17 protein-coding genes and 1 pseudogene are annotated in these 17,959 nt (G+C 71.6%); 11 read left to right on the top strand and 7 right to left on the bottom strand.

The annotated features are described in order from the left end of the window. Nucleotides 1-61: 61 nt before the first annotated feature. The 5 genes and pseudogenes from lpxK to FQY83_RS02850 all read right to left on the bottom strand — a co-directional run. The gene (gene lpxK / locus FQY83_RS02870; protein WP_146384855.1) at nucleotides 62-1,069 is read right to left on the bottom strand and encodes a tetraacyldisaccharide 4'-kinase; all 1,008 of its coding nucleotides are present in this window, start codon (nucleotides 1,067-1,069) and stop codon (nucleotides 62-64) included. Beyond that, nucleotides 1,066-2,820 (bottom strand): lipid A export permease/ATP-binding protein MsbA, encoded by a 1,755-nt coding sequence (gene msbA, locus FQY83_RS02865; RefSeq protein ID WP_146384853.1) that lies wholly within the window; start codon nucleotides 2,818-2,820, stop codon nucleotides 1,066-1,068. The genes lpxK and msbA overlap by 4 nt, the downstream gene beginning before the upstream one ends. A 10-nt stretch (nucleotides 2,821-2,830) precedes the next feature. After that, nucleotides 2,831-3,262: an ExbD/TolR family protein gene (locus FQY83_RS02860; protein ID WP_146384851.1), complete on the bottom strand. Its 432-nt coding sequence runs from the start codon at nucleotides 3,260-3,262 to the stop codon at nucleotides 2,831-2,833. A gap of 3 nt (nucleotides 3,263-3,265) precedes the next feature. Next, entirely contained in the window at nucleotides 3,266-3,931 is a 666-nt protein-coding gene (locus FQY83_RS02855; protein WP_192906657.1) for a MotA/TolQ/ExbB proton channel family protein, read from the bottom strand. Next, a pseudogene (locus FQY83_RS02850) lies at nucleotides 3,825-6,373 on the bottom strand (DNA internalization-related competence protein ComEC/Rec2); the annotation flags it as partial. The pseudogene FQY83_RS02850 and the gene FQY83_RS02855, both read right to left, overlap by 107 nt. Nucleotides 6,374-6,643: 270 nt before the next feature. Between FQY83_RS02850 and FQY83_RS02845 the strand changes: the two are divergent. Beyond that, nucleotides 6,644-7,765: an NAD(P)/FAD-dependent oxidoreductase gene (locus FQY83_RS02845; protein WP_146384849.1), complete on the top strand. Its 1,122-nt coding sequence runs from the start codon at nucleotides 6,644-6,646 to the stop codon at nucleotides 7,763-7,765. A gap of 116 nt (nucleotides 7,766-7,881) precedes the next feature. On the opposite strand, the gene FQY83_RS02840 is transcribed toward FQY83_RS02845, so the two are convergent. Both FQY83_RS02840 and FQY83_RS02835 read right to left on the bottom strand, forming a co-directional pair. Next, nucleotides 7,882-8,679, bottom strand: a complete 798-nt coding sequence (locus tag FQY83_RS02840; RefSeq protein WP_146384847.1) for an amidohydrolase — start codon at nucleotides 8,677-8,679, stop codon at nucleotides 7,882-7,884. A 146-nt stretch (nucleotides 8,680-8,825) separates the two neighbouring features. Next, complete coding sequence (locus tag FQY83_RS02835) at nucleotides 8,826-9,980, bottom strand: pyridoxal phosphate-dependent aminotransferase (protein WP_146384845.1); 1,155 nt, start codon at nucleotides 9,978-9,980, stop codon at nucleotides 8,826-8,828. Nucleotides 9,981-10,056: 76 nt separating this feature from the next. Between FQY83_RS02835 and FQY83_RS02830 the strand changes: the two genes are divergently transcribed. The 10 genes from FQY83_RS02830 (at nucleotide 10,057) to FQY83_RS02785 (ending at nucleotide 17,772) form a co-directional block, all read left to right on the top strand. Beyond that, nucleotides 10,057-10,542: a DUF3293 domain-containing protein gene (locus FQY83_RS02830; protein WP_146384843.1), complete on the top strand. Its 486-nt coding sequence runs from the start codon at nucleotides 10,057-10,059 to the stop codon at nucleotides 10,540-10,542. A 34-nt stretch (nucleotides 10,543-10,576) separates the two neighbouring features. Next, nucleotides 10,577-11,242: a heme ABC exporter ATP-binding protein CcmA gene (ccmA, locus tag FQY83_RS02825; protein ID WP_146384841.1), complete on the top strand. Its 666-nt coding sequence runs from the start codon at nucleotides 10,577-10,579 to the stop codon at nucleotides 11,240-11,242. A 2-nt stretch (nucleotides 11,243-11,244) separates the two neighbouring features. Further along, the gene (gene ccmB, locus FQY83_RS02820) at nucleotides 11,245-11,934 is read left to right on the top strand and encodes a heme exporter protein CcmB (protein ID WP_425478550.1); all 690 of its coding nucleotides are present in this window, start codon (nucleotides 11,245-11,247) and stop codon (nucleotides 11,932-11,934) included. Nucleotides 11,935-12,208: 274 nt separating this feature from the next. Continuing rightward, nucleotides 12,209-12,958: a heme ABC transporter permease CcmC gene (gene ccmC, locus FQY83_RS02815; RefSeq protein ID WP_146385336.1), complete on the top strand. Its 750-nt coding sequence runs from the start codon at nucleotides 12,209-12,211 to the stop codon at nucleotides 12,956-12,958. Next, nucleotides 12,955-13,125 (top strand): heme exporter protein CcmD, encoded by a 171-nt coding sequence (gene ccmD, locus FQY83_RS02810; protein ID WP_146384839.1) that lies wholly within the window; start codon nucleotides 12,955-12,957, stop codon nucleotides 13,123-13,125. Before ccmC ends, ccmD begins: the two co-directional genes overlap by 4 nt. Beyond that, a complete protein-coding gene (gene ccmE / locus FQY83_RS02805) occupies nucleotides 13,122-13,604 on the top strand; it encodes a cytochrome c maturation protein CcmE (RefSeq protein WP_146384823.1) in 483 nt (160 codons plus the stop codon). The genes ccmD and ccmE overlap by 4 nt, the downstream gene beginning before the upstream one ends. A gap of 106 nt (nucleotides 13,605-13,710) precedes the next feature. After that, on the top strand, nucleotides 13,711-15,636 hold the full coding sequence (locus tag FQY83_RS02800; RefSeq protein ID WP_146385334.1) for a heme lyase CcmF/NrfE family subunit: 1,926 nt from the start codon (nucleotides 13,711-13,713) through the stop codon (nucleotides 15,634-15,636). Then, entirely contained in the window at nucleotides 15,636-16,193 is a 558-nt protein-coding gene (locus FQY83_RS02795) for a DsbE family thiol:disulfide interchange protein (RefSeq protein WP_146384821.1), read from the top strand. The genes FQY83_RS02800 and FQY83_RS02795 overlap by 1 nt, the downstream gene beginning before the upstream one ends. 137 nt (nucleotides 16,194-16,330) lie before the next feature. Beyond that, nucleotides 16,331-16,729: a cytochrome c-type biogenesis protein gene (locus FQY83_RS02790; RefSeq protein WP_238333378.1), complete on the top strand. Its 399-nt coding sequence runs from the start codon at nucleotides 16,331-16,333 to the stop codon at nucleotides 16,727-16,729. Beyond that, nucleotides 16,729-17,772 (top strand): tetratricopeptide repeat protein, encoded by a 1,044-nt coding sequence (locus FQY83_RS02785; RefSeq protein ID WP_146384817.1) that lies wholly within the window; start codon nucleotides 16,729-16,731, stop codon nucleotides 17,770-17,772. Before FQY83_RS02790 ends, FQY83_RS02785 begins: the two co-directional genes overlap by 1 nt. Nucleotides 17,773-17,959 lie beyond the last annotated feature (187 nt).

Here is a 17,959-nt window from a genome sequence, read left to right as displayed (position 1 = left end):
CGCTGGGATGACGGTGCTCAAGTTTGTAGAGGACCGAGGGAGGGAGCCAGCGCCGCTGCCCCTACTTTCGCGCGAACCCGGAGAGCCTATCGACCAGCGCGATCCAGAACGCCTCCGGCAGCCGAGCGTCGATGCCGACGCTGAAATGGCGCTCGCCGGCGAACGCGGCGCACTTGACCGCGTCCTTCTCGGTCATCAGCACCGGCAGGTCGCTGCCGAAGCGCAGGTCCTCGGCGGCATAGCGGTGATGGTCGGCGAAGGCGTGCGGCACCACGGCGATCCCGTGCTCGCGCAGCAGGGCGAAGAAGCGCTCCGGGTCGCCGATGCCGGCGACGGCATGCACGCGCTGGCCCGCGAACGCGGCGAGCGGCTTCGCGCGGCCGCCGAGCAGCGGCACCGCATGGCCCGGCTCCAGCCACATCGGCCATTCGCCGAAGCCGGCGACGAGGTCGGTGCCGGTGCCGGCGTTGAGCACGCGGAAGTCGCAGCCTTCGCCGCGCGACGGCGGCTCGCGCAGCGGTCCGGCCGGCAGCAGGCGGCCGTTGCCGTAGCGGCGGCGGCCGTCGATCACCTCGATCTCGATGTCGCGCGCCAGCCGGTAGTGCTGCAGGCCGTCGTCGCAGAGCACGATGTCGCAGCCTTCGGCGATGAGCGCGCGCGCGGCGGCGACGCGGTCGGCGTCCACGCGCAGCCTGGCGCCGGTGCGGCGTGCAATCAGCACGGGCTCGTCGCCGCCGAGGCCGGGATCGGTGGCGGCGTCCACCCAGCGCGGCGTGCCCGCGTCGCGCCGGCCGTAACCGCGGCTGGCGACGCCGGGCGTCCATCCGGCCGCCTGCAGGCGCTCGACCAGCGCGATCGTCAGCGGCGTTTTGCCGCTGCCGCCGGCGACGAGGTTGCCGATCACCACCACCGGGCGCTCGACGCGCTTCTGCCGCAGCAGTCCCTTGCGGTACAGGCCGCGGCGCAGGCCGGCGAGCGCGCCGTACAGGCCCGAGAGCAGATGCGCGGGCAGCGGCACGGGCGCGCCGTCGTACCAGTGCCGCGGGACCTTGCCTGCCTGCCGGTTCACGCGTCCGGCGCCTCGCGGAACTGCATCCGGTGCAGGTGCGCGTACAGGCCGCCCTGCGCCAGCAGTTGCGCGTGGGTGCCCCGCTCCACCAGCCGGCCCTGGTCGAGCACCAGCACCTGGTCGGCATGTTCGATGGTCGAGAGCCGGTGGGCGATGACCAGCGTGGTGCGATCGGGCATCAGCCGGGTCAGGGCTTCCTGCACGAGGCGTTCGGATTCGGTGTCGAGCGCGGCGGTGGCCTCGTCGAGGACCAGGATCGGCGCGTCGCGCAGGATCGCGCGCGCGATCGCCAGCCGCTGGCGCTGGCCGCCGGAGAGCATCGCGCCGTTTTCGCCGATCGGCGTGTCCATGCCCTGCGGCAGGCGTTCGATGAACTCCCGGGCGTTGGCGGCCTCGGCGGCGGCGCGCAGCGCCTGCGCGTCGGCGTCGCTGGCATAGGCGATGTTGGCTGCGATGCTGTCGTCGAACAGCATCACCCGCTGCCCCACCAGCGCGATCTGCCGGCGCAGGTCGGCCAGGCGATAGTCGTCGAGCGGCACGCCGTCGAGCGTGATCGTGCCCGAACTGGGTTCGTAGAAGCGCGGCACCAGCCGCACCAGGCTGGTCTTGCCGCTGCCCGAGCGCCCGACGATCGCGGTCACCGTGCCCGGCGCGGCGGTGAAGCTGATGTCCTCCAGCGCATGGCGATCGGCGTCGCGCTCGTAGCGCAGCGAGACCCTGTCGAACACGAGCTCGCCGCGCGCGCGCGCCAGCGCGACCGTGCCGGTGTCCTTTTCCTCCGGCGCGTCGAGCACGGCGAACAGGCGCTCGGCCGCCGCCACGCCACGGCCGATCACGCTCTGCACGTTGGTGATCCGGCGCAGCGACGGGATGATGCCCATCATCGCGGTCATCAGCTGCACGAACTGGCCGGGATTGAGGCGCCCTTCGAGCGCCTCGTGGACCGAGACCCAGACGATCGCCGCCAGCGCCAGCGCGGCGAGGATCTGCACCAGCGCCGAAGACGCCGCGCGCGTGGTCTCGACCTTCATGTTCAGGCGCAGGATGCGGTTGGCGAAGGTCGAGTAGCGCGCGCGCTCGAAATCCTGCGCGCCGTACACCTTCACGTCCTGCTGCGCCGCCAGCGACTGCTCGGCGCTCGCGGCGAGGTCGCCCATGCCGTCCTGGATGCCGCGACTGATCTTCCGGTAGCGCCCGCCCACGTACCAGACCAGCAGGCCGATCAGCGGCGCGATCAGGATCATCGCCAGCGTCACCTTGACGCTCGTGTACAGCATCAGCCCGAACAGGAACAGCACGGTCAGGCCGTCGGTCAGGATTGCCTTGAGCGCGTCGGAACTGGCCTGGGTGACCTGCTCGGTGTCGAAGTTCAGGCGACTGACCATCGCCGGCACCGCCTCGGTGTCGAAGCGCGCGCTCGGCAGGCGCAGGTACTTGCCCAGCACCAGTTCGCGCAGGTCGCGCACCACGCTGCGGCCGACGCGGGCCATGCCGTAGTCGGTGGCGAAGGTCGCCAGCCCGCGCAGCAGGAACAGGCCGATGATCGACAGCGGCAGCACCAGCGCCATCTCCGGCTTCGGATCGACGAAGCCGTCGTTGGTCAGCGGCTCCATCAGCCACACGAACGCCGCGCCGGCGAGCGCCTCGACGATCATCGCCAGCATCGCGACCAGCAGGAACGGCCAGTAGACCCAGGCGTGGCCGAGCAGGCGTCGGTAGATCGGCCAGGCGCCCTGCGCGTCCGTGCTCATCGGACGATCCTCATTGCGCGGCGGCCGGCTGCTCCGGCGCGGTGGCGTTGGCGATGCGCCGGAAGCCGAGCTGGCCCAGCGCGTCGTAGGCGGTCACCACCGCCTGCCAGGGCGTGCGCGCGTCGGCGCGCAGCAGCACGGTGCGCTCGCGGTCCTCGCCCGCGACTTCGACGATGGTGCGCTTGAGCGACTCGACGTCGGTGCGCAGCGCCTCGCGGTCGTCGACGAAGTAGCGGCCGTCGGCGTTGATCAGCAGGCTCAGCGAGTTCGATTGCGCGTCGTTGGGCTCGCCGCCGGCGCGCGGCAGCTCCAGCTTCAGCACCGAGCGCGCGTCGAAGGTGGTGGTGATCACGAAGAAGATGATCAGCACCAGGATGACGTCGATCAGCGGCACCAGGTTGATCTCGGGCACGTCCTCGGCACGGCGGTCGCGGATGCGCATGGATCAGTCCTGTACTGCCTGCGCGTCGGGCTGCGAGAACGCGGCGACCGCGGCGGCGGCGCGGCGCGCGCGCGGGTCGATCACGTCCATCAGCTGGATCGCCTCGTGCTCCATGTCGACGATGTAGCCGTCGATGCGGGCGCGGAACCAGCGGTGGAAGATCAGCGCTGGCACCGCCACGATCATGCCGGCGGCCGCGCACACCAGCGCCTTGCCGATGCCACCGGCGAGCTGGTTGACGTCGCCAACACCGTGGTCCATCACCCCGAGGAACATCTGGATCATGCCGACCACCGTGCCGAACAGGCCCAGCAGCGGACCGGCCCCGGCGATGGTGCCGAGCGCGTTGAGGAAGCGTTCCATGCGGTGCGCGATGTGGCGGCCGACGTCCTCGACCCGCTCGCGGATCTCCTCGCGCGGGCGATGGCGCACGTCCAGCGCGGCGGCCAGCAGGGCGCCCAGCGGCGAGTTGCGGCGCAGCGAATCGATGTGTGCCGGATCGAGCTTGCCCCTGGCGGCCCAGGCGCGGACTTCCTGCCCCAGGCCCGGCGGCAGCACGGCCTTGCGGCGCAGCGCCCAGAAGCGCTCGACGATGATCGCCAGCCCGACCGCCGACAGCAGCAGCAACGGAATCATCGGCCAGCCGCCGGCTTTCACCAGTTCGAGCACGCACTCCCCTCCGGCCCGCGGGCCTGTCCTGATCGCCCGATAGGATAGCCCAGCGCCCGGGCCCTGCCCGCCGCTTCAGCGCGCGGTGTCGCTTCTGCGCACTGCGTCCCAGAGGCGCGGCTGCGCGCCGCGCTGCCGTTCGACCTGCCCGCCGCCGCGCCGCAGGCGCACGCTGATCGCGCCATCGACCGCGGTGACGGCGGTGTCGGCCCCGCCGTCCGCCCAGCGCCGCAGCACCGCCGGCTGCGGATGCCCGAAGCGGTTGCCGTGCCCGGCCGAGGCCAGCGCCAGCCGCGCCCCGGTCGCGGCGACGAAGGCCGGATCGGAGGATCCGCCGCTGCCGTGGTGCGCCATCAGCACCAGGTCGCTGCGCAGCGCGTCCGGATCGCCGCGCACCAGCATGCGTTCGACCACCTCGCCGATGTCGCCGGCGAGCAGCGCGCTGCCGTGTGCGGATTCGATCCGCAGCACGCAGCTCGATTCATTGCGCAGCGGCGGGAAATGCACGTCCGGATGCAGGAAGCGGAAGGTCACGCCATCGACCCGCCAGCGCGTGCCGGCCAGACAGGGGACGCTGCTCTCGATCCCCGAATCGCGCGCCGCGAACACGGGGCCGGTGTCGAAGCGCCGCTGCACGGCGGCGAAACCGCCGGCGTGGTCGGCGTCGCCGTGGCTGACGATCGTCCCGTCGAGCCGGCGCACGCCCAGCGCGTGCAGCGCCGGCGCCACCACCCGCTCGCCGGCGTCGAAGCCCTCGGGCACGGCGGGTCCGGCGTCATAGAGATAAGTGTGTCGAGCGGTGCGCACCAGCACCGCCAGCCCCTGCCCCACGTCGAGCGTCACCACGTCGAATTCGCCGGCGCCGGGCAGGCGGCGGTCCGGCCACAGCAGCGGCAGGAACAGCAGCGCCGCCAGCGCCTTGCCCGGCACGCCGCGCGGCAGCAGCAGCCAGAATGCGCCGATCAGGGCCAGCGGCAGGGCGAACCAGCGCGCCTCGGGCAGCCACCACAGGGCTGCCCGGCCGGACGCCAGCCATTCGAACAGGGGCCAGGACAGGTCGAAGCACAGCGCGGCCAGCCGCCAGGCCGGCCCGCCCCAATCGACATGCAGCGCCTCCAGCCCGGTGCCGAGCAGCGCCAGCGGCACCACGACCAGGCTCCACCACGGGATCGCGACGAGGTTCGCCAGCGGCCCGGCCAGCGAAGCCTGCCCGAACAGGATCGCGGTCAGCGGCAGCAGGCCGAGCGTCGCCACCCACTGCGCCGACAGGAAGCCCCGCACCAGCGGCACCGCCTGCACCTGCGGCAGGCACCAGACCAGCCAGGCCACGCCGGCGAAGCTGAGCCAGAAGCCGGCGGCCAGCACCGACAGCGGATCGGCCAGCAGCAGCGCGATCGCCGCCAGCGCCAGCGAATCCGCGACGCCCGTGTGCCGCCGCCACAGCCGGGCCAGCACGACCACCGCGACCATCAGCACCGTGCGCACCGTCGGCAGCGCGAAGCCCGCCACGGCGGCATAGCCCACCGCCCCCAGCAGCGCCCCGGTCGCGGCCACCTGCGGACGCGGGACATGCCGACCCAGCGCGGGCAGCAGCCACCACAGTCCGGCCGCCACCAGCGCCACGAAACCCGCGACGAGACCGACGTGGAAGCCGGAAATCGCGATCAGGTGGGTCAGGCCGGTGGCGCGCAGCGTTTCCCAGTCGACGTCGTCGAGCGCGCGGGTGTCGCCGAGCGCGAGCGCGCGCACGAAGCGCGAGGACGGTTGCGCGACCGAGCCATCGATCCGCGCCGCGATGCGGTCGCGCCAGCCGTCGATGCCGGCGCTGCCGCGCGCCCGCTCGAACGGCTGCGCCTGCCGTACGTAGCCGGTCGCGGCGATCCGGCCGGCGAGCATGTGCTTCTCGCTGTCGTACCAGCCCGGGTTGCGCAGGCCGCGCGGCGCGCGCAGTCGCGCGGTGAAGCGCCAGCGACTGCCGGGTTCGAGTTCGAGCCGGGGCGAACTGCCGGTGTCGCGATCGTCGTACCACGACAGCCGCAGCAGCCGGCCGCGCAGGAACGCAGGCTGCGATGCGTCGCCATCGACCCGGAACAGGAAACGCGTCCGCCGCGGCTCGTGGTCCGGCAACTGCACGACGCGGCCGCTGACCGCGAAGTCGCCGCGCTCCTGCGCGAACGGCAGCTGGCGCGACAGCACCCATCCGGCATGCAGCCCGAACAATGCGACGCCGACCAGCATCGCGCCGGCCGGGCGCCGCCAGTCGGTGCACCGCCACCAGCCCCAGGCACCCGCGCCCAGCGCGACAGCGAGCATGAAGACCGGCGGCAGCGCCGGCAGCCGGGAACAGGCCAGCACGCCGAGCACGAGCAGCGTGGCCACGCCGATGCCGAAAGGCGGGACACCGACGCTGGCGGATGGCGGACCTTCCATGGTCTGGCGCATCGAGGTGGGGAAAGCGGGAACCATCGCCAGTCTCGCGCCGGCGACCGTTGCGCGGCATCGGGTATCACGGGGCGCAGCTGTAGGAATAGTCCTGCGCAGGGGCCACGCTGCCGGACAAAGGCGTCATCCCGAGCGATGCGAAAGGCAACATTGCCGGATGACAGGCCTACGACGCGACGGCGCGCTTCACTCCCGCTTCACCGCAACCGCATCGCCCGGACACCCGCGGCCGCCAGCCTGTCGCCATCGCAGCACGGGCAAGGCGGCACGATGGCGGGTGGAGGCAGTCCCTGGGACGTGGTGGTGGTCGGCGCGAGCTTCGCCGGCGTCGCCTGTGCGCTGGCGGCCCGGCGCGCGGGCCTGCGCGTGTGCGTGCTCGAACGCAAGCGCGATCCGGGCATCCGCCTGCACACCACCGGCATCATCGTGCGCGAGGCGGCGGAAGGGACCGCACTGGCGCGCATTCCGGGCGCGTTCGTGAAGCGGATCGGGGGCGTGCGCCTGTATGCGCCGAACCTGCGCAGGATGGCCCTGCAGTCGCACGGCTACTACTTCCTCGCCACCGACACGCCGGCCGTCCTGCGCTGGCTGGCCGGGGAACTCGAGCGCGCCGGCGTGGAGCTGCGGCTGATGCAGTCGTTCACCGATGCCCGGCGCAGCGACGCCGGCTGGCACGTCGATGGCCTCGGCGCGTGCCGCTGGCTGGTCGGCGCCGACGGCGCGAAGTCGCGGGTGGCGATGCGCGCGGGCCTCGGGCGCGTGCGCGAGTTCCTGTACGGCATCGAGCACGAGTTCGACGGCGCCACGCTGCGCGAACCCGATCGCCTGCACTGCTTCATCGACCACGGGCTGGCGCCGGGCTACATCGGCTGGGCGGCGCAGAATCCCCGAGGCGTGCAGTTCGGGCTCGCGTTCCGGCACCGGCACGACCGCGCCGGCGTGCCGGATATCGACGCCCTGCGCGCGCGCGTGGGCGCACTGCTTGGCCTCGAACCAGGCCGGCCGCCGACCTCCACCCGCGCCGGCCTGATCCCCTGCGGCGGCCCGGTACGCCCGCTGGCCGCGGCGAACGTGATCCTGACCGGGGACGCCGCGGGCATCGTCTCGCCGGTCACCGCCGGCGGCATCCATTCGGCGTGGAAACACGGCGAAGCCGCCGGGGCGGCGATCGCGGCGCACCTCCTCCACGGCGGTCCCGACCCGGCCGTCGTCGCGGAGCGCGCCGCACCGCGATTCCGAGGCAAGCGCCTGCTGCGCTGGGCCTTCGACCGTCTGCAGTGCGACTGGCCGGTCGATCGGCTCATCGGCACGCCGTTGCTGCGCTGGGTAGCGGAACGGGTGTACTTCCACGCGCGCCCGGGCGGTAGTTCCGGGTCCCGGCACGCACCGTGACCCTTCCCGCTGTCATCCCCGCGAAGGCGGGGATCCAGTGTCTTCTGGAGATTGAAAAAGCAAAGACACTGGGTCCCCGCCTTCGCGGGGATGACGGGATGTGGGCGTCGCAATGCCTAGCGCAACTCGAACGCGTCGCCGTCCAGCATCGCCGGGAAGCGTGCGCGGTGCGCGGCGAGTTCGTCGGCCTGCAGGGTCGTGGTCACCACCACTTCCTCGTCGCTGCATTCGCTGACCGGATGACCTAGGAAGTCGATCACCGCGCTGTCGCCGGCGTAGTGCAAGCCATTGCCGTCGCTGCCGACGCGGTTCAGGCCGGCGACGTAGCACAGGTTCTCGATCGCGCGCGCGCGCAGCAGAGTTTTCCACGGGTAGGCGCGCGCCGCTGGCCAGTTGGCGACGTAGAGCAGCAGGTCGTAGTCGAGCGCGCCGGGGCGTTCGACATCGAAGCGGTTGCGCGAGTACACGGGGAAGCGCAGGTCGTAGCAGACCAGCGGGCAGATGCGCCAGCCCTTCCACTCCACCGTCAGGCGCTCGCGGCCGGCGGCGTAGCGCTCGTGCTCGCGCGCGTAGCGGAACAGGTGGCGCTTGTCGTAGTGCCGCAGTCCGCCATCGGGCGTGGCCCAGAGCAGGCGGTTGAACACGCCATCGCCGACGCGCAACTGCACGCTGCCGCAGACCGCGGCGTCGAGCGCCTGCGCCTGCGTGCGCATCCATTCGACGGTCGCGCCGTCCATGGTCTCGGCGCTGCCGATCGCGTCGTTCGAGAAGCCGCTGGTGAAGGTCTCGGGCAGCAGCACCACGTCGGTGATGCCGCGCAGCGGCGCGACCAGGTCGCCGTAGTAGTCGCGGTTGCCGGCGGGGTCGTGCCAGAGGGTGGCGCCCTGGACAAGGGAAATGCGCAGGTTGTTCATGAGGGATCGGGGACTCTGGTTGGCACGGCGTCGCCGCCTGGTTCGTCATCCCGGCGAAAGCCGGGATCCATTGTGATCTTTCAGTCCGTGGCCCGCCATGCAACAGCAAAATGGATCCCGGCTTTCGCCGGGATGACGGGTGAGTTCTACGCGAACTGGAGGGACCGCAACCGCTCGATCGCCGCGTCCAGCGTCGCCTCGTTCTTGGCGAAGCACAGCCGCGCCAGGCGCTGGCCCGGGGGCGGGGTTTCGTAGAACGGCGACAGCGGGATCGCGGCCACGCCCTTGTCCGTCGTCAGCCAGCGGCAGAACGCGGCATCGTCGAGGTCACTGACAGCGGAATAGTCGACCAGTTGGAAGTAGCCGCCCGGTACCGGCAGCGGCTGCAGCTTCGTTCCCAGCAGCTGTTCGCGGAAGCGGTCGCGCTTGGCCTGGTAGAAGGCGCCGAGCTGCTCGTAGTGCTCCGGCTCGGCCTCCAGCATCGCGGCAAAGGCATGTTGGGCCGGGGCGAAAGTGCAGAACACGTTGTACTGGTGCACCTTGCGGAACTCGGCGCTCAACGCCGGCGGCGCGATGCAGTAGCCGATCTTCCAGCCGGTGCAGTGGTAGGTCTTGCCGAAGCTCGACACCACGAACGCGCGCTCGCGCAGCGCCGGATGGCGCAACGCCGACTCGTGGCGTGCGCCGTGGAACACGATGTGCTCGTAGACCTCGTCCGACAGCAGGTAGATGCCGGTGCCTTCGAGCAGCGCTTCCACCGCGCGCATGTCGTCGACCGACAGCATCGCCCCCGACGGGTTGTGCGGGCTGTTGATCATCAGCATGCGCGTGCGCGGCGTGATCGCGTCGCGCACGCGCTGCCAGTCGGGCGCGAACGTGCGCGGGTCGAGCGGCACGTGCGCGGCGCGGGCGCCGGCCAGGTCGATCGCCGGCTCGTAGCAGTCGTAGCAGGGATCGAGCACGATCACCTCGTCGCCTGCACGCACCACCGCGTGGATCGCGTTGAAGATCGCCTCGGTCGCGCCGCTGGTGACGGTGACTTCGCCGTCGGCGTCGGGACGATGGCCGTAGACGCGCTCGGTCTTGGCCGCGATCGCCCGGCGCAGCGCCGGCACGCCGGTCATCGGCGCGTACTGGTTGTGGCCGTCGCGCATCGCGCGGTCGAGTTCTTCCACCAGACGCTGCGGTACGGAGAAGTCGGGAAAACCCTGTCCGAGATTGACCGCACCATGCTCCTGCGCCAGCTGCGACATCACGGTGAAGATGGTGGTGCCGACCTTCGGCAGTTTGGTCTGGATCATCGACGGGACCGGATTCGCGAGACTCGCGTGGGGCCATGCAGTTTACGTTTCGGGTCCGATGGGTTAAACCTGTTCGATGCCGACGCCCGCCCCGCCACTCGGCGACGCCCGCGTCGCCGAGCTTCTGCTCGCCTTCCTGTCCGCGGAGTACCGCTGGCAGCACGACGGCAGCTGGCACGACATCATCATCGGCTTGCCGACGCCGGGGCTCGAACTGGCCTATCCCGACGCGACATCGTTCGGCGCGCTTTCTGCCTGGAACCCGCTGTCGATCCAGCGCGGGCCCGAGGAAAACCGTCGCGCCGACGACGCCCTGCACGCGGCCCTCGCCGCCGGCGGTTATCCGTTCCGGCCCGCCTTCGCGTCCGCGCGCAACCGTACCTGGCGCGAGCCCAGCTGGCTGGTGATGGGCATGGGCAGCGAGGGGTTCGACGGCCTGTCGCGACGGTTCGGACAGCTCGGCACGCTCTGGTGGCGGCCGGGTGAACCCGTGCGCCTGCGCATGGATGCACGCAAGCCGGAGGGCGTGTCCGACGACGACTACGTCGACTGGCTAAAATGACGGCAATGGCCGATCCCAGGCCGAAGCTCCCGCCATGCCACACACTTCCGCCGCCGCTGCACCGCTGATCGACGTGCGCGGCCTCGGCTTCGCGCGCAACGACCGGCCCGTGTTCGGCCCGCTCGACTTCAGCGTCGAGGCCGGCGAGGCAATGCTGGTCCAGGGCGGCAACGGCGCCGGCAAGACCACCCTGCTGCGGGTGCTGGCCGGCCTGCTCGACGGCGAACGCGGCGAGGTGTGGATTTCCGGCACGCCCGCCGGCCCGTCCTCGCGCGCCGCGCACCTCGCCTACCTCGGCCACCTGCCCGGCCTGAAGGCCGATCTCGGCGCACTCGAAAACCTGCAGTACCTGTGCGGCCTGCTCGGCCGGCGTCCGTCGATCGGCTACGCGGACGCGCTCGCCATCGTCGGCCTGGCCGGCTACGAGGACGCACTCGCGCGCACGCTCTCGGCCGGCCAGCGCAAGCGCCTGTCGCTGGCGCGGTTATGGCTGTCGCCGGCGCCGCTGTGGCTGCTCGACGAGCCCTATGCCAACCTCGACCTGCCCGGCATCGAGCTGGTCAACCGCATGGTGCGCGCCCACCTCGACGCCGGCGGCGGCGCGCTGGTCACCACCCACGGCGCCTACGCCGCCCCCCCGGTGCGCACCCGCCTGCTGCTGCTCGACGGCGCCGGCCCCGCACAGCCGGAAGGCGCCTGACCGTGTCCACCGGCGCCCCGACCCTGCCGTCCGCCGCGCGCGCGCTCGTCGTGCGCGACCTGCGCCTGCTCTGGCGCCGCCGCGGCGACGCCCTGCAGCCGGCGCTGTTCGCGATCCTGGTCGTGGTGCTGTTCGCGCTGGCGATGGGCAGCGAACGCGAGCTGCTCTCGCGCGCCGCGCCCGGCGTGCTGTGGGTCGCGGTGCTGCTGTCGGGCCTGCTGGCGCTGGACACGCTGTTCCGCGGCGACGCCGAGGACGGCTCGCTGGAGCAATGGCGCCTCGCCCCGGTGCCGCTGGCCTGGCTGGTGCTGGTGCGCACCCTGATGCACTGGCTGACCACGGCCGCGCCGCTGCTGCTGGCCGTGCCGCTGCTGGCCGAGCTGCTGTATCTGCCGCGCACGCTGTGGCCGGTGCTGCTGCTGGCGCTGGCGCTGGGCACGCCGCTGCTGAGCCTGCTCGGCGCGGTGGTCTCGGCGCTGACGGTGGGCATGCGCCGCGCCGGGGTGCTGCTGGCGCTGCTGGCGCTGCCGCTGTACGTGCCGGTGCTGGTGTTCGGCGCCGGCAGCGTCGCGGCCGCAGCGCAGGGCCATGACCCTTCCGGCGGCCTGCTGCTGCTCGGCGCCGGGCTGCTGCTGGCGCTGGTGCTGGCGCCGGTCGCGGCGGCCACTGCGATCCGCATCGCCTCTGAATAGCCCCGCGACAGCCCCCGCTTTTGTAGGTGTAGGAGCGCCTTCAGGCGCGATGCTGTTCGCGGCCACGGATGGGAAAGCATCGCGCCTGAAGGCGCTCCTACAACAGCGGAGGGCTGCGGTCCCGACGGAGGTGGGGCATCCTGTCCCGCCGCCGAGGCTTGGCCGCACCGGTCGAGTCTGGAAAAATAGATACTTAGCCAGGATGCCGGCGGCAATGCGGCCTCCGACGGCCACCGCGGTCCCTCCCCCAGCGAGCGAAGCCCTGATGTCCAACATGAACCCGGTGGTGCGCTGGTTCCACCAGCTCGGGTCGCCCCCCTGCTTCGACCGCTTCGCAGCGCGCTGGGCGCCGTGGGCCTACGCGCTGGCGCTGCTGACGATGGGGATCGGGCTGTACGGGGCGCTGTTCGTGGTCCCGGCGGACTACCAGCAGGGCGACAGCTTCCGCATCCTCTACATCCACGTGCCCAGCGCCTGGATGAGCATGGCGATGTTCGCGCTGATGGCGCTCTACGGCGCGATCGCGCTGGTGTGGCGGATCAAGCTGTGTGAGATTCTGGCCATGGCCTGCGCGCCGATCGGCGCCGCGTTCACCGTCATCACCCTGGCCACCGGCAGCATCTGGGGCAAGCCGATGTGGGGCACGTGGTGGGACTGGGACCCGCGCCTGACCTCGCAACTGGTGCTGCTGTTCCTCTACTTCGGCGTGATCGGCCTGTACGCGGCGATCGAGGACCGGCGCAGCGCGGCGCGCGCGGCGTCGCTGCTGGCGGTGGTCGGCGTGGTGATGCTGCCGATCATCCGCTACTCGGTGGTGTGGTGGAACTCGCTGCACCAGGGGCAGACGATCCGCGTCTTCGGCGAGTCGTCGATGGACGCGAGCATGATCCCGCCGCTGCTGTGGATGATCGTGGGCACCAAGTTCTGGGCGATCGGCTCGCTGCTGGTGCGCGCGCGCGCCGACAACCTGGCGCGCGAGGCCGGCAAGGACTGGGTGCGCAAGCTGGCGGGGGCCGCGCCATGAGCTACGCCGGCTACGTCATCGCCGCCTACGCGGTGTTCGCGGCGGTGCTGCTGTGGGACTTCGTCACGCCGCGCATCCGCATCGCGCAGGTCTTGCGCGCGGTGCGGATGCTGGTGCGCCGAGACGCGTCGCGCACGCAGGCCGCGCCGCAGGAGCTGAAGCGATGAACCCCACCCGCCGCCGCCGGCTCTGGTTCGTGCTCGCCCTGCTGGCCGCCGCGGCGCTGGCGGCGACCCTGGTCGCGTTCGCGCTGCAGCGCAACCTCGCCTACCTGTACACGCCCAACGAGATCCTCTCCGGTGCGGCCGGCGCCGCGGTGTCGTCCGGCGAGGCGCGCTTCCGGCTTGGCGGGATGGTCGAGAAGGACTCGTTCCGGCGCGAGGAAGGCTCGCTGGTGTCGCATTTCCGCGTCACCGACGGTGATGCGCAGCTCGACGTTAGCTACGACAAGATCCTGCCCGACCTGTTCCGCGAGGGCCAGGCCGTGGTCGCCACCGGCCGCATGCGCGGCACCACCTTCGTCGCCGAGGACGTGCTGGCCAAGCACGACGAAACCTATGTACCGAAGGAAGTGGCCGACAAGATGGGACTGGCGCACAGCAAGCACAACGTCGAGGCTGCGCCGCAGGCGGAGGCGAACAAGTGACGGCCTCAACCGTCATCCCCGCGGAAGTGGGGATCCATGGACGTTCGCATGAAAGTCGCTGGATCCCCGCTTTCGCGGGGACGACGAGTCGATGGTGACGCTGCAGGTGCTCCCCGAACTCGGCCAGGTCGCCCTCCTCCTCGCCCTGCTCGCCGCGCTGCTGCAGGCGGCGGTGCCGCTCGCCGGCGCCGCCGGCAACCGGCCGGCGTGGATGGCGATGGCGCGCCCGGCCGCGTACGCGCAGCTGGCGCTGCTGCTGTTCGCCTACGTCGCCCTGACCCTCGCCTTCGTGCAGCAGGACTTCTCGGTCAAGTACGTGGCCGACAACTCCAATTCGCTGCTGCCGCTGGTCTACCGCTACACCGCGGTCTGGGGCGCGCACGAAGGCTCGCTGCTGCTGTGGGTACTGATGCTCGCGGTCTGGAACGCGGCGGTCGCGCTGTTCTCGCGGCAGCTGCCCGCCGTGGTGGTCGCGCGCGTGCTCGGCGTGATCGGGCTGGTCGCGATCGGCTTCCTGTCCTTCATGATCTTCACCTCCAACCCGTTCGAGCGCCTGCTGCCGGCGGCGATGGAGGGCCACGACCTCAACCCGCTGCTGCAGGACCCGGGGATGATCATCCATCCGCCGATGCTGTACGTGGGCTACATCGGCTTCGTGGTGCCGTTCGCGTTCGCCATCGCCGCCCTGCTCGACGGCAGCGTCGACGCGCGCTGGCTGCGCTGGACGCGGCCGTGGACCAACGTCGCCTGGGGCTTCCTGACCATCGGCATCGCGCTCGGCTCGTGGTGGGCGTACTACGAACTGGGCTGGGGCGGCTGGTGGTTCTGGGATCCGGTCGAGAACGCGAGCTTCATGCCGTGGCTGGCCGGCGCGGCGCTGATCCACTCGCAGGCGGTCACCGAGAAGCGCGGCAGCTTCGGCGGCTGGACGCTGCTGCTCGCCATCGCCACGTTCTCGCTGTCGCTGCTCGGCGCCTTCCTGGTGCGCTCGGGCGTGCTGACCAGCGTGCATTCGTTCGCCGCCGACCCGGCGCGCGGGCTGTTCATCCTCGCCTTCCTCGCGACCGTGATCGGCGGCGCGCTGGCGCTGTACGTGCTGCGCGCGCCGAAACTGCCCGACGGCAAGCCCTTCGCCGCCTCGTCGCGCGAGACCCTGCTGCTGCTCAACAACCTGCTGCTGACCTCGGCCTGCGCAATGGTGCTGCTCGGCACGCTGTACCCGCTGCTCGCCGATGCGCTCGACCTGGGCAAGATCTCCGTCGGCCCGCCCTATTTCGGCACGCTGTTCCTGATCCTGATGGCGCCGCTGGTGCTGCTGCTGCCGTTCGGGCCGCTCACGCGCTGGCAGCAGGAACAGGCGTCGCGGCCGCTGGCGATGCTGTTGCCGTGGCTCGCGCTCGCGGCGGTGCTCGGGGTGATCGGCTGGTTCCTAGCGCCGCAGGGGCCGTTGAAGACCGCGGCCGGCGTCTTCGCCTCGACCTGGGTCGCGTTCGGCACGCTGCGCTTCGTCTGGAGCCGCTTCCGCGCGAACGGACGGCGCTTCACGCCGGAGATGCTGGGCATGACCCTGGCGCATGGCGGCATCGCCGTGTTCCTCGTCGGCGCGCTGCTGGTCGAGGCGCTGAACGTGCAGCGCGAAATCGCGATGACGCCCGGCCAGACCGTGGAAATCGGCCGCCATGCCTTCCGCTTCGACGGCGTCGAGCGCGTGCCGGGCCCGAACTACGTCGCCGACCGCGGCCTGGTGCAGGTCTTCCGCGACGACCGGCCGCTGGCGCTGCTGCATCCGGAGAAACGCGCCTACGCCAGCGGCGGCCAGGTGATGACCGATGCCGGCATCCACGCCGGCCCCTTCGCCGACATCTTCGCCGCGCTCGGCGAGCCGCTCGGCGGCGAGGCCTGGGCGGTGCGACTGCAGATCAAGCCATTCGTGCGCTGGATCTGGGCCGGCGCCTTCCTGATGGCGTTGGGCGGGTTCGTGACCGCGACCGACCGGCGCTTCCGTCGTGTTGCTGCGGGAGGCGGCGGCTGATGGCCCGTCCGCAGAAGCTCACCGCGGTCGTCATCGCGAGCGTCTTCCTCGCGCTCGTCGGCCTGCTGTTCTACGGCGTGCTGGTCTCCGACCGCGCCGACCGCGAGGCCCTGCCCTCGCCGCTGATCGGCAAGCCGGCGCCCGAGTTCTCGCTGCCGGTGCTGCACCAGCCCGGCAAGCTGGTGTCGTCGCAGGACCTGCGTGGCCAGCCCTACCTGCTCAACGTCTGGGGCAGCTGGTGCCCGGGGTGCCGGATCGAACACCCGGTGATCACGCGCTTCGCCGAGACCAAGCGCCTGCGCGTGATCGGCTACAACTGGAAGGACGAGCACGCCGACGCGCTGCGCTGGCTGGAGCAGTTCGGCAATCCCTACTGGCTGGTGCTGGTGGACTACGACGGCCGCAAGGCGATCGACTGGGGCATCTACGGTGCGCCGGAGACCTTCCTGGTCGATGCCGAAGGTATCGTGCGCTGGAAGCACGTGGGGCCGGTGGACGATGCGGTGATCGCCGACAGGCTGATGCCGGCGCTGGATGCGATCGGGGTGGCGCGATGAGGCGTCTGACGGTGTCGTGGTGGCGGGCCGAGGCCCGCCCTATGGGGGGGGCGTCTGTCATTCCGAACACCATCACTGTCATTCCGAACGCAGTGAGGAATCTGCTGTTCTTCGCAATCGCGGCCCTTCTCGTTGCCATGCCCGTGAGCGCCCTCGCCCAGGCCGTGCGCGACGCCGCGCCACTGGAGTTCCGCGACCAGGCCGAGGAGCGCCGCTTCCACGACCTCGTCGCCGAACTGCGCTGCGTGATGTGCCAGAACCAGTCGCTGGCCGATTCCAACGCGCAGATCGCGCACGACCTGCGTCGCGAGGTGTTCGACCTGATGCGCGCCGGCCGCAGCGACGCCGAGATCCGCGAGTTCCTGGTCGCGCGCTACGGCGAGTTCGTGCTCTACCGCCCGCGCTTCGGTGGCCACACCTGGCTGCTGTGGCTCGGGCCGGGGCTGCTGCTGGTCGGCGGCGGCTTCGTCATCGTGCGCGTGCTGCGCGCCCGTGGCGGCCGGCCGATCGCGGCCGACGACGAGCAGGAGTGGTGATGGGCGTGCTGTTCCACGTGCTGCTGGCGGTCGCCGCGCTCGCGGTCGCCGCCTTGGTGGCCGCGCCGCTGCGCAAGGACTCGCCGCGGCTGTTCGGCGCCATCGTCGTGATGGTGCCGCTGCTCGCGTTCGCGCTCTACCGGATCATCGGCACGCCCGCGGCGCTGGACCCGTCGGCCATCGCCGCCGCGGCATCGGCGCAGGACGCGCCGTCGATGGAACAGGCCATCACCGACCTCGAAGCCGAACTTGCGCGCGATCCGGCGCAGCCCGAAGGCTGGCGCCTGCTCGGCCGCGCCCATGCCGCGCTGGGCAACCAGGCCAAAGCCCGCGACGCCTTCGCCGCCGCGCTGCAGCACATCCCGGACGACCCCGAACTGCTGCTCGAAGCGGCGCAGGCGCGGGCGCAGGCCGAAGCCGGCAACCGCTTCGACGACGAGGCGCTGGCGATGCTGCGCAAGGCGCTGGCCGTCGATCCCGGCAACCAGCGCGCGCAGTGGTTCATCGGCGTGGCGCAGCGCCAGCGCGGCGAGGACGCTGCCGCCGTCGCGACCTGGGAAGCCCTGCTGCCCGCGCTCGACCGCGAAACCGCGGCGGCGCTGCGCACCCAGATCAGCGAAGCGCGCGAGGCCGCGGGCATGCCGCCCGCCACCGCTGCCGCAACGCCCTCCACCGACGCGACAGCGCCCGCATCGGGACTGCGCGTGCGCGTCTCGCTCGACCCCGATTTCGCCGCGCGCGTGCGCCTGCGCGGCGACGCCGTCGTATTCGTCGTCGCGCGCGCGGCCGGTGGCCCGCCGATGCCGGTCGCGGCCGAACGCCACGCCCTGCAGGACCTGCCGCTCGACATCGTGCTCGACGACGGCGACAGCCCGATGCCGACCGCGAAGCTGTCGTCGCTGAAGGAAGTCGAAGTGCTGGCGCGCCTGTCCGCCTCCGGCAGTGCGAATCGCGGCGAAGGCGATATCGAATCGCCGGTGGTGCGTGTCGTGCTGCCCGCATCGGCACCGGTCGACCTGGTGATCGGCAAGCCGGCGCCCTGACGCCCCGATCTTTCGCGCGCGTCGCTTCGACCGGCTCACCCCTCAACTTGTCATCTCGACCCCGGACTTGATCCGGGGGAGAGATCTCCGCGCATCAAGCGAGATCCCTCCCCCGGATCAAGTCCGGGGTCGGGATGACAAATGACGGGAATTCCCGGCCAGCCGCACGCACGATCCCGCTAGAATC

Origin of the sequence: Luteimonas marina (assembly GCF_007859325.1) — a bacterium.
In the GTDB taxonomy this organism is placed as follows: Bacteria; Pseudomonadota; Gammaproteobacteria; order Xanthomonadales; family Xanthomonadaceae; genus Luteimonas; species Luteimonas marina.
This window is presented reverse-complemented; position numbering and strand designations above follow the sequence as displayed.